Annotated in this window: 7 protein-coding genes; 6 read left to right on the top strand and 1 reads right to left on the bottom strand. The window is 36.9% G+C overall.

Annotation, left to right across the window (positions count from 1 at the left end; genetic code table 11):
- Nucleotides 1–94: 94 nt before the first annotated feature.
- From MLE13_RS04290 to MLE13_RS04270, 5 genes are all read left to right on the top strand, one after another.
- A complete protein-coding gene (locus MLE13_RS04290; RefSeq protein ID WP_240748278.1) occupies nt 95–1,132 on the top strand; it encodes a LacI family DNA-binding transcriptional regulator in 1,038 nt (345 codons plus the stop codon).
- Nucleotides 1,133–1,179: 47 nt separating this feature from the next.
- The gene (locus tag MLE13_RS04285; protein ID WP_240748224.1) at nt 1,180–2,529 is read left to right on the top strand and encodes a GH1 family beta-glucosidase; all 1,350 of its coding nucleotides are present in this window, start codon (nt 1,180–1,182) and stop codon (nt 2,527–2,529) included.
- A gap of 312 nt (nt 2,530–2,841) precedes the next feature.
- Entirely contained in the window at nt 2,842–5,286 is a 2,445-nt protein-coding gene (locus tag MLE13_RS04280; RefSeq protein WP_240748223.1) for an EAL domain-containing protein, read from the top strand.
- A gap of 263 nt (nt 5,287–5,549) precedes the next feature.
- Nucleotides 5,550–7,766, top strand: coding sequence for a catalase/peroxidase HPI (katG, locus tag MLE13_RS04275; protein WP_240748222.1), 2,217 nt, complete (start codon nt 5,550–5,552; stop codon nt 7,764–7,766).
- Nucleotides 7,767–7,856: 90 nt separating this feature from the next.
- On the top strand, nt 7,857–9,104 hold the full coding sequence (locus tag MLE13_RS04270; RefSeq protein ID WP_240748221.1) for a hypothetical protein: 1,248 nt from the start codon (nt 7,857–7,859) through the stop codon (nt 9,102–9,104).
- 78 nt (nt 9,105–9,182) lie between these two features.
- Here the strand turns inward: MLE13_RS04270 and MLE13_RS04265 are convergent, their stop codons facing one another.
- Entirely contained in the window at nt 9,183–10,118 is a 936-nt protein-coding gene (locus tag MLE13_RS04265) for an NADP-dependent oxidoreductase (protein WP_240748220.1), read from the bottom strand.
- A 333-nt stretch (nt 10,119–10,451) separates the two neighbouring features.
- Here MLE13_RS04265 and MLE13_RS04260 point away from each other — a divergent pair, with 333 nt between their 5' ends.
- Nucleotides 10,452–12,863 carry a bifunctional diguanylate cyclase/phosphodiesterase gene (locus MLE13_RS04260; protein ID WP_240748219.1) on the top strand — a complete coding sequence of 804 codons (2,412 nt, stop codon included), beginning with the start codon at nt 10,452–10,454 and terminating at the stop codon, nt 12,861–12,863.
- The last annotated feature ends 48 nt before the right edge of the window (nt 12,864–12,911 follow it).

Genomic DNA, 12,911 nt, shown 5'->3' with positions numbered 1-12,911 from the left:
CACATCTTTTGGTTTCTAAAACTACTTTAATATTTACAGATTCATTATGATAATGATAAGAATCTTTACTATGGAAGCAAAAGAGGGTGTACAAATGAGTTTAAAAATAAAAGATATCGCAAAAATGGCTGGTGTATCCCCGGCCACTGTATCCAAAGCAATAAACAACTATCATGGAGTTAATGAGACCACGAAGAAAAAAGTATTGGATATTATTAAACAAACAGGATATCAGCCGAATTTTTCAGCTAAATCGCTCGCAACAAAAAAATCTAATTTGATTGGTTTGATTTATGCTGGAAAAGTAAATGTTGAATTTACACATCCTTTTTTCACAGAAGTTGTGACGGCGTTCAAAAAGAATATTGGCCTATTGGGATTTGACATATTGATGTTTTCAAATGAAAATTTCTCTCAAGATAACGGCAGTTACTTAGCCCGGTGTAAACATTTCCATGTAGATGGTTGCATTATTATCACAGGAGAAGAAATTGAAGACTCGATTTATGATTTGGTTAATAGCGAAATTCCCTGCATAGGAATTGACCTAGTGCTAGATGGTCCGCATTCAAGTTATGTGATGACGGACAACATTACGTTAGCTAGTAAAGTTGTTCAACACCTCTACTTAAGTTCTGTAAGAAATATTGGTTTTATAGGTGGACAGCAGGACTCTGAAGTAACCAAATTAAGAGGACAAGGATATTTACAGGCGATGAATCAATTTGGGCTTGAAGTAAGAGAAGAGTGGGTTGAGTACGGTGATTATTATGAGGATAGTGGATACACCGCTATGAAAAAAATATTGCAAGCTCCCGTGCGTCCCGAAGCAGTTTTTGCGGCGTCCGATATGATGGCATTCGGCGCATTAATGGCGATCAAGGAAGCTGGACTTAAGGTGCCTGAAGATATTCGCCTTGTGGGGTGTGATGATATTGATGCTTGTCGCTATAGCGCCCCTCCTCTCTCAACGGTTAAACAAGACAAAGAAAGATTAGGCAAACTCGCTGCTTATATGCTAAATGACTTAATCAATGGCAAAGCGGAATTAAAGCCGGTATTTATTGATTCAGAGCTAATTGTAAGAGAATCTTGTGGCAGTTTGATCAATAAAAACAAAATTACAAGCTAAAAAGAACGAGATGGATTCGCAAATTCTGGTTATTGGAGGTAGTAAAAATGGCAATTATGGAATTTCCAAAAGATATGAAATGGGGAGCTGCAACAGCTGCTTATCAAATAGAAGGTGCTGCTTTTGAAGATGGAAAAGGACTGTCGATTTGGGACACGTTTTCACACACACCAGGCAAAGTATTAAATGGAGATAACGGGGATGTTGCAATCGATAGTTACCATCGTTATGAAGAAGATATTCAGTTAATGAAAGAATTAGGTATTGATACGTATCGCTTTTCTGTTTCATGGCCACGAATTTTTCCTACAGGTTCTGGTGAAATAAACAAAAAGGGTTTAGAGTTTTACCATAACTTTGTTGATGCCTTACTAGCAAATGGTATAGAGCCTATGTGTACGCTTTATCACTGGGATTTGCCACAAGATTTGCAAGATACTGGCGGCTGGGGCAACCGGGAAACAGTAGATGCCTTTGCTGACTATGCTGAACTGATGTTCAAAGAGTTTAATGGCAAAATTAAAAACTGGATAACGATAAACGAACCTTGGTGTGTGTCTTTCTTATCTAACTTTATTGGCATACATGCACCTGGTAAGCAAGATCTTCAACTGGCTACTAATATTTCTCATCATTTACTGCTAGCACATGGTAAAGCGGTTACTCGATTTAGAGAATTAGCGATTGAAGGCGGTATTGGCTACGCACCTAACGTTGAATGGCTTGAGCCTTTTAGTAACAAGCAAGAAGATATTGATGCTTGTAACAGAGGTATGGGATACTTAATGGAATGGTTTTTTGACCCAGTTTTTAAAGGAAGTTACCCGAAGTTTATGATTGATTGGTTCGAGAAAAAAGGTGTCACGCTTCAAATTGAAGAAGGTGACATGGAAATTATCAATCAACCCATTGATTTCTTAGGGATCAATTACTATACGGGCAGTGTTGGTAGATATAAAAAAGATGAAGATTTATTTGATTTAGAAAGAATTGATATTGGATTTGAGAAAACAGATTTTGATTGGTTTATATATCCTGAAGGATTCTATCGTGTGTTAACCAAAATAAAAGATCAATATGGTGCTGTTCCGATTTACATAACAGAAAACGGCGCTTGTTATAATGATGGTGTGGAAAATGGAAGAGTTCACGACCAAAGAAGAATTGAGTATTTAAAGCAACATTTAACTGCTTTAAAGAGAAGTATGGATTATGGCGTTAACATTAAAGGATATTTAACGTGGTCACTTCTAGATAACTTCGAATGGGCTGAAGGTTACGATAAACGTTTTGGCATCATTCACGTTGATTTCAACACACTAGAAAGAACGAAAAAAGATAGTTATTACTGGTATAAACAAACGATAAAAAATGGTTGGTTTGATATGTTCTATTAAATTTTTTGTACTAGAATAATACGGATAAAGGTGAAGACATTTATACAACTTTGGGCTAATAAACCAAACTTGTATAGATGTCTTATTTTTTGCGGAATTATCGGAATTTTCTATTGAAATTTGGTGAATATACCTGTATTATGGATATAATTTAGTTCATTAGGTTTAGTTGTGTTATTGCGTAAAATAAGCATAATGTATTGATAAAAACTCTGAATTTGGTAATTACACATCCAAAACAGAGTGGAAAAGTGATAAATGAACGATTTTTCTATTATGGCATGTGTGATTGGATAGGAAAGAGGTTTAACTATGGATTATTTTTTACTTAATGATTACATGCTGTCAATTGTAGTGGCCAGTATAGCTGCTTTTATAGGCGTTAGTATTATCATGAAAATTGATTACATTGATAAAAACAAAAATAAAGTGCGCATCACCTCTTTTGTTGCAGGGTTTGTCATCTATTTTGCTTATCTCAATACATATTTTACAGGTGCTATGACACCGATTAAACTATTGTTAATTGTATCTATTATTCTTTTTTGTTCTTTTTCTGTTTATTCAGCGATCAGTACAATTTGTTATAAAGAAGTTACATTTCAACGATTGTTAATCGGCTCTATGATTTTTGCTTTTTGTATTAGTTTAGTCAATTACATTGATCTTAGAAAAATAATGATTGAAAACGATTTAAACATGAATCTGCTATTGTTCATCAGCGCGAACATTTTGTTGTTAGGGAATGCAATTGCCACTTTTCGATTTATTCGGCAGTTACGAAAAATAGAGAAAATACATATTAAGTGGATTATTTATGGAAGTGTGGCAATTGGCCTTGCGTTTGCAAGTATTCGGTACACCTTATTTTCAAGTATTACCTTATTTTCTAATTTCGATTTATTTAATAATCATGACGTTGAAATTTATGACTGGCTTTACTTTAATAACACCTTATTGCCGTTAACGATTAATATATTTGGTTTAGTGTTTTTAGAGTTATTTCCAAGTTTTATTTCCGAACTGTATAGCGAAAAACAAAAAGAGCTTATTTATAAAAATAAGCATCAATACGAAGCACTCTTTGAAAACCAAGCAATTGCTATATTTTCAGTAGACGCTAAAGGCGAAATCAATAAAGTGAATGAAGCTACAAAAGAAATGACAGGCTTTAACCCAGAGCAACTAGAAGAATATTCCTCATTTAGTGAACTGATTCATGAACAGCAACGACCTGAATTCTTAAGTTTTTTGAAAATCGCGTTTAATGGCGATTCCCAAATGTTTGAAACAAAGTTGCTTACTAAGTTTAAAAATCATATTGATGTGCAAATTACATTAGTCCCGAACTTTTTAGATGAAGAGTTGACGCATATAAATGTTTTTGTAAAAGATATAACTGAAATCGCAGAAGCAAGAGAAAAGATGCACCATATGGCATATCATGATTCACTAACACTTTTACCAAATAGACGATTTTTTGTAGAAGAGCTAGACAGTAGAATTACATATTCAACGGCTTTCTCACAAATGGCTGTCTGCTTTTTGGATTTGGATCGCTTTAAATTAGTGAATGATATTCTAGGGCATCAAATAGGAGATCAATTGCTTCAAGTATTAGCCGATCGCTTCCGGTCTTTAGTGGACAAAGATGTAGTCATTTCAAGATTAGGTGGAGATGAATTCACTTTCCTCTTTCCAGATATCTCAAACCATGAAGATTTTCAAAAGCAATTAGAGGATATTTTGCTTCAAATACAAACGCCTTTCCTCCTAGGACATCAAAATCAAGAGCTTTACATAACAGGGAGCATTGGGATCGCTTTGTATCCTCAAGATAGCCGAGTCGGAGAAGACTTAATGAAGTTCGCAGATGCAGCTATGTATAGCGCTAAAGAAAAAGGGAAGAATATGTATGAGTTTTATCATAATTATTTAAAAGAAAAAAACCCTAAACAGCTATCATTAGAGGCAGACGTAAGAAAAGCAGTTAAGGAAAAACAATTCGAGATTTTTTATCAACCGCAAATAGACTATGCCACTGGAAAGATATTTGGTGTAGAAGCTTTACTGAGATGGAATCATCCGAAAGAAGGTTTAATAAAGCCAGAAGACTTTATTGCGATAGTCGAAGACAGTGAGTTAATCATCGAGCTAGGCGAATGGGTGTTAAGCGAATCTAGTAAGCAAGTGAAAAGTTGGCAAGAACAAGGGTGCGAAAATTTGTATTTGAGTGTGAATGTCTCGATTAAACAATTCTTCCACCACAACTTTATTGGGAAGATTAAAGAAATTTTCGAAGAGACCGGATACAATCTTGAACGACTAGACTTAGAAATAACAGAAAGCTTGGCGATCAAAGACGTAGAATATGCAAAAGATATTTTTGATAGGTTAAGACATCTTGGCATTTCGATTAGTATGGATGATTTCGGTACGGGTTATAGCTCTTTGAACCATTTGAAAAATTTTTCCATCGATCGTTTGAAGATTGATGGTTCTCTTGTACAAGATATAGAACATGACGAAAAAGCAAGAACCATCATCGATACCATTATCGTCATGGCAAGAAACTTGAAATTATTGTCACTTGCAGAGCAAGTCGAAACGGTAGAGCAAGAAGAATATTTAAAATCAATTGGTTGTAACGAAGTACAAGGCTATTTATATTCTGAGCCTTTAACTGGAGAAGATATGGGTGAGTTTTTAGCGAATAATTACAATGCTAGTTTATTAAACAGAGTGGACGTTAGTTAATCATTACGATACAAAAAGCTCCTAGTAAAAGTGATGAACCTAAAAAGTAGAAATTTTACTTTTTAGGTTCATCACTTTATTTTTAGGGTTCTGTTTTGCTTTTTAGAAAAATAGCTTTAAATTGACAGTCTTATTACTGTTCAGCTACGCTCTACTTTAGTATAATTCTAATGTAAGAATCATTTTTACACGAGTAACACATAGCGGTAATCGATTTCGATGAAAACAGACTATTTTTTCATACTATTAGGAGGTTATCAAAAATGGAAAACAATGAAGAAAAGCGCCACACAGCGGCAGGCGAAGGCCAATGCCCAGTAACAGGTGGTCATAAAGATAGTGCAATTACAACTTCAAACAAGCCAGGAAAAACGCAAAACAAAGACTGGTGGCCGAATATGCTGAATGTGAATATTCTTCACCAGCACGATACAAAAACGAATCCTCTAGGGGAAGAGTTTGATTACAAAAAAGAATTTGAGAAATTGGATTTTGATGCGTTAAAACAAGACTTGCATAAGTTAATGACAGATAGCCAAGACTGGTGGCCAGCAGATTATGGTCATTACGGCGGTTTGTTCATCCGTATGTCATGGCATGCTGCAGGTACATATCGTACTGCAGACGGTCGCGGAGGCGGCTCTACTGGGAATCAACGTTTCGCGCCGCTTAACAGCTGGCCAGATAACGTAAACTTAGATAAAGCACGTCGACTGCTTTGGCCGATTAAGCAAAAATACGGCAACAAAATTTCGTGGGCTGACTTGTTGGTGTTGACAGGAAACGTAGCACTTGAGTCGATGGGCTTTAAAACATTTGGATTTGGAGCAGGGCGCGAAGACATTTGGGCACCAGAAGAAGACGTTTATTGGGGCAATGAAAAAGAGTGGTTAGAAGATAATCGTTATTCAGGCGATCGCGATTTAGAAAATCCTCTAGCTGCAGTTCAAATGGGACTTATTTACGTAAATCCAGAAGGGCCAAACGGCAAGCCAGATCCTATCGGGAGTGCTGTAGATATTCGTGAGACATTTGCACGCATGGGGATGAACGATGAAGAAACAGTTGCATTAATTGCAGGTGGACATACTTTTGGTAAAGCACACGGCGCTGGGGATCCTGCTGAAGTAGGAGACGACCCAGAAGCAGCTGTAATAGAAAATCAAGGCCTTGGCTGGAAGAGCTCATACGGTTCAGGAAAAGGCCGCGATACCATTTCAAGTGGTGTTGAAGGAGCCTGGACTGCCAACCCGACACAATGGGATAACGGCTACTACGAGCAATTGTTCGGATATGAATGGGAATTGACTAAATCTCCTGCTGGCGCTTATCAATGGACAGCAAAAGATTTGTCTGAAGAGCAAATGGCACCTGACGCAGAAGATGCGTCAATTAAAGTAAAAACAATGATGACAACAGCAGACATGGCACTTCGCATGGACCCTGTTTACGAAAAAATTTCTCGTCATTACTATGAAAATATGGATGAATTTGCCGATGCATTTGCACGTGCATGGTATAAACTTCTTCATCGCGATATGGGACCGAAAGAACGTTACTTAGGACCAGAAGTGCCAGAAGAAGAATTGATTTGGCAAGATCCAGTTCCAGCAGCAGCAAGCACGTTAACAACTGACGAAATCGATGAGCTAAAAGCGAAGATTTTGGAAAGTGGCTTAACTTCACAACAAATGATTAAAACAGCATGGGCTTCTGCTAGTACGTATCGTGGTTCAGATAAACGCGGCGGTGCAAACGGAGCGCGCATTCGCTTCGCACCTCAACGCAACTGGGCAGTTAACGAGCCAGAAGAGTTGGAAAAAGTATTAGCAATTTATGAAAACATTAAAGCAAGCACTGGAAACAAAGTGTCGATGGCTGACTTGATTGTACTTGGAGGAAATGTTGCAGTTGAACAAGCTGTCAAAGCAGCTGGATTCGACTTAGCTGTTCCATTTACTCAAGGTCGTGGAGATGCACTCGAAGAACAAACAGATGCAGAAAGCTTTGATGTGTTAGAGCCGATTTCAGATGGTTTCAGAAATTACCAGAAAAAAGAATACTCAATTAGCCCAGAAGAAATGCTAGTTGATAAAGCGCAATTACTGGGCTTGACCGCTCCAGAAATGACAGCCTTACTTGGCGGGATGCGCGCATTAGATGCTAATTACCAAGGAGCAACAGAAGGAATTCTTACGAATAATGCGGGTGCATTAACAAATGACTTCTTTGCTACGTTACTGGATATGAACATCGAGTGGACGCCAGCAGAATTCAATAAATACGAAGGTAAAAACCGTGCAACTGGAGAAGCAATTGGTACAGCTACACGCTTTGACTTAGTATTTAGCTCGAACTCGATTCTTCGTGCAATTGTTGAAGTATATGCACAAGATGACAATAAAGAAAAATTCACTCGTGACTTTATCAAAGCTTGGAACAAAGTGATGAATGCCGATCGTTTTGATTTGAAAAACTAATCAAAAGAAATCCTGGTCAGACGTATAGTGCTGACCAGGATTTTTTTAACTCAATTTTTATTACAGTCCATAATCGAAAGGGGTGGCTAAATGAGTAAATTATCTGTACTTTTTTTTGCGATGCTCGTTATTTTATCGGGTTGTTCATCTAATGAGGGTGTTCAAGAAGTAGAACAAGAAGTGATTGATGGTACTGAAGAAACTAATATAAGCAAGGATTCAGAAACAACGATTAAACTTAATGGTATCCCAATTCGTATCGAAGCGGAGAAAGTAAACAATGACGCAGATGTAGAGTTGACTGTCGTATTAGATGATGGTCAGATTCAACAGTTTAAAGTAGATGCTGAAAGTGGTCAAACGATAGAGCTAACTAATGAACAAACTACAAAAGCCGTTCCGTTTTTTATTAAACCTTCAGCAGATATGATGATTCAAACAGAAGTTTCTCAACCAAAAGGTAATTTGGAGATGACGCCACTTTTACTACAAGAGAATGAATTTGTTTATGTCGATCAAAATGGGGATGTAGTTTTTGGGAATGAAGAACAAGAACTCGGGCGGCTTGCGATTAATGCGCTTCCTGACTCCAACTTATTAGTTGATGACAAAAATCGGATACTTGTGCTGACACAACCATCTACTCGATATGACCATGGTATTTTTGGTGATCAAATAGAAGCAAGTGGCTTTGCGATTATTGATGCACAGGAAAGAAAGCTGATTCAAGAAGCCTCTGTTCCTCAAAAAGACGTCATTGAAAGTTTGAAACCAATATGGGTAGATTGGGATCAAAATGGAACAAAAGAAATTGTCTTAACATTAAGTAACGATCGAGATGGAGCGAGGTTGGTATTATTTGATGAAACCGGCAAGCAACTCGCTGAAGGTCAACCGCTCGGTCAAAGTCATCGCTGGAGACACGCATTAACTGTTGGAGCATTTCTCTCTAAAGATAAATTAGAATTAGCGGAGATTACTACCCCGCATATAGGTGGAACTTTACAATTTATAGAGTGGGACCAAGAAAGTGAAAGTTTAAAAGTGACAGCTTCTGGAAGCGAATACTCTACACATTCGATAGGAAGTAAAAACCTCGATATGCATACCTCAATGGATTCTGATTTTGATGGTCAAATCGAGTTATGGGTGCCTAGTCAAGGGAAGAATGAGTTAATCGGTGTTCAACGAACTGCTGAGGGCTTTAACACGATTAACCAATTCCCACTACAAGGCTATATAAGTTCAAATATTGTCTCTGTGTCAAACGACGATCAGGCTATATTAGCTGCAGGTACCGATTCAGCGACGTTAACAGTATGGACTTTTGTTAAATAAGAACGTTCACCCAACCGAAAAAAGCAGCGCCCGTCAATTAGACGGACGCTGCTTTTTGAATATTGTTAAATAACAAGATTATTTTAACGTAATAACAATTTTTCCACGAGCGTGGTGTGTTTCGCTCAACGTGTGGGCATCTTGCATAAATTCTTCAGTAAACGCAAACGTTTCTCCGACAATTGCTTTTAGTTCGCCGGCATCATACATGTCTGCTAGCTTTTGCAATTGTTCACCTTTCGGATCAAGCCATAAGAAAGCTGCTTCAACGTCATATTGTTTTGCTTCTTCTTCGTTTGGTGGTTGTGCAATTGAAACGAGTTTGCCTTTTGGTTTTAATATTTTGTAGCTATTAGATTGCACTTCTCCACCCATTGAATCTAAGACAAAGTCGTAATCCTCAAGCATTTCGCTAAACTCTTCTGTTTTGTAATTAATTACGCGATCTGCACCTAGTGATTTGACAAACGCATCATTTTTTTCACTTGCTGTTGTTGTTACATATGCACCTAAAGATTTAGCGATTTGAATCGCAAAGTTACCAACGCCACCTGCGCCAGCATGTATAAGCACTTTGTCGTCTTTTTTCACGCCGCCAAAGTCAACTAAACATTGCCAAGCAGTTAATCCAGCAAGCGGTATCGCAGCAGCTTCTTCAAAGCTCATTGAAGCAGGCATTTTAGCAAGTAAATTCTCATCTACTGGCACGTATTCAGCATACGTTCCTTGGTTTGTAGTAGCCGGTCTAGTGAAAACGCGTTCTCCGATTTCAAAATTTGTTACCTTGCTTCCTTTTTCTACAATGATCCCTGCTGCATCCCATCCAAGGATGATTGGAAATTCAAATGGCAACATGTCTTTAAGGTATCCTGCACGAACTTTCCAGTCGATTGGATTAATAGATGTGGCATGAATTTCAACAAGTACCTGATCTTCTTGAATCGATGGTTTTTCGACTTCTCTTTCTGTTAATACGTTTTTTTCTCCATATTGATCAATAACAATTGCTTTCATGTAATAGCCTCCTGTTTTATGGAAGACATTTTAATGTCTCCCGGTTGGTACTGAGAACCATAACAAACAGGAGAGTGAAGAGTCAATTTTCCTGTTTCGGTAGTGTTAGTAGTAAATAAGGATAAATAGATAGAAAACCTAATTTTTGTACATAAATTAAAAATTTGCCATTTCGAGGTGTTATAATAAAGTAGGTAAATATAACTTGTTTAATTAGTTAATTTATCACACTTTAAAAGACTGTTTTTTCATTTATTTGATACTTTAAAAAATACAGATATGTTAAAATATTTGAAGATGGTTATGACTCAGCTGAGAAAGGTAGATCTCATTATGTTTAACGAAAAGGCATCAAAACGTAGATTAATGCTCTTATCTGTAGTCATATGCATCATACCAGTGTTAATTTTATATTTTATTAATGAGAAAAAGTTTGAAGAACTATCCTTGGCAGAATTGGAAACCGAAAACAATCAAGTTGCAAATGCGGTTGATAAAGAGCTAGCGAAAATGCGCCAAACGGTATTATTATTAGCTAACAATCCTGCGTGGGAAAAGTACTATACAGAGCCAGAACGGAAAGAGTATTGGAAAGAACAACAAGTCAAAGCATTCCAATACGTGAAAGAACAAATTCCTGAAACTGATGAAGCATGCTTTTTAGACGATACACATAATGGCGAAGAAGTCGTTCGAGTTGATAAAGTAGTTGCCCATAGTCATGATCTTTCGCCTTCTGAAAAAGAGCAACCATTTTACGAAGCAGCGATGGCAGTAAATCGCGGAGAAGTCTATCAATCTATGCCTTATGTGTCAGCAGATAGCAGACGTTGGGTTTTTGGAAACGTAACCCCTGTTGTCATACAAGAAGATGGTCCTTCTAAAGGAGAAAAAGTTGGACTTATCCATTATGAAGTTAACTTATCCTATTTATCAAATGAATTAATAGATAGTGAAAATAACGACTTTGAGGCTTTTGTAGTTAATAGTACGGGTGATTTAATCGCTAGTAGCATTAAAGAAAAAAGAGATTCTATTGCCGCGACAGTAGTGAATGCAAATGATCTTTCAGAAGAAGAATTTGAAGAGTTCCAAGGAGCGGCAATGCTTCCACACGTAAATGAACTGACTGGAAATACAGAGCTATGGGACCAAATTAATGAAACGAAAAGTGGAACTAACGTGATTCAAAAAGACGGAAAAGACTATTTTGTAGCATATGAAAATGTGGAATTTAGTGATGATATGAATTGGGTAGTAGGATTGATCAAACCAGTTCCCCGTAATGCCTTTTTATCGTTTTCCAATGTGATTATGTATGTCACGTTTCTTATTTTGCTGTTATTTATATTAGGTGCATGGGGAATTATTAATAAAATATTTAATGAAATCAATGGGTATCAAAAAGACCTTACGAAACAAGCTCATTACGATGCATTAACAGAATTGCCAAATCGTGTCTTATTCCAAAAGCAAGTCGACAAACTCATCGACTCTATCAAGAATGAAAAAAACAATAATGCCTTCGCGGTGTTATTTATTGATTTGGATCGGTTTAAAATAATCAACGATACAATGGGGCATTCGACTGGCGATTCCTTACTTAAAGAAGTCGCAAGCCGATTAAAAAATTGTATAACGGAAACTGCGATTGTCTCACGATTTGGGGGAGATGAATTTACGGTCCTGTTTAGTAATATAAAAAGTAAAGAAGCAGTGCATGACATGGCAAGAGAAATAAATGAAACCATTTTAAAACCATTCTTATTAAAAAACAATGAGTATTATATTAGCACAAGCATTGGCATAAGCATGTATCCAGCAGATGGAAGCAATAGTGAACTATTGATAAAAAATGCGGATATAGCGATGTATAAAGCTAAAGAGTCAGGAAAATCAAACTATGTTTTTTATCAAAATGAATTTAATCATCAACCAATAAGAAGGTTGCAATTGGAAAACAATATACGCAAAGCTCTAGAGTTAGAAGAGTTTCAAGTATATTATCAACCAAAAATTACAATGCCTAATGAAGAAATTGGAGGAATGGAGGCATTGATTCGCTGGTTTCATCCTGAGATGGGGACAATTTCACCGAGTGAGTTTATCCCGCTCGCAGAAGAAACCGGCTTGATCAACCCAATTGGCAAATGGGTATTACGCGAGGCTTGTATTCAAAATAAAAAATGGCAAGATGAAGGACTTCCGCCCGTTGTAATGGCTATAAATATCTCGGCCTATCAATTTCATTATGGAAGTCTTGTCCAAACAGTCACTGAAGTTTTAAAAGAAACAGGTTTAGAAGGCCAATGGTTAGAATTAGAGTTGACAGAAAGTCTGTTGATCAATAACGAAGAATACGTATTAAAGTCGATTGAAAGTTTAAAGAAGCTAGGCATTAAAATTTCAATTGATGACTTTGGAACAGGTTATTCCTCTTTAAGTTATTTAAAACGTTTCCCCATCGATACCATCAAAATCGATCGTTCTTTTATTAAAGATATTGTTGATAAAAAAGAAATGAAGAGCATCACACAAGCAATCATTACGATGGGACACGGTTTGGGTTGCAAACTTGTTGCAGAAGGCGTTGAAACAGAAGAACAAAAAGTGTTGTTGGAAACGTATAAAGTCGATCAAATTCAAGGCTATTATTATAGTGCAGCTGTTTCTAAAGAACACGCCACTGAAATGATCCGCAGTCATCGTTTTTTTCAATTGGATGATAAGAGCAAACGAGCTTAAAAAAACTGTAGACATCTCGATGGGTTCGAGTTTGTCTACAGTCCTAAA

Source organism: Planococcus halocryophilus (genome assembly GCF_022489025.1).
GTDB lineage: Bacteria > Bacillota > Bacilli > Bacillales_A > Planococcaceae > Planococcus > Planococcus halocryophilus_A.
This window is presented reverse-complemented; position numbering and strand designations above follow the sequence as displayed.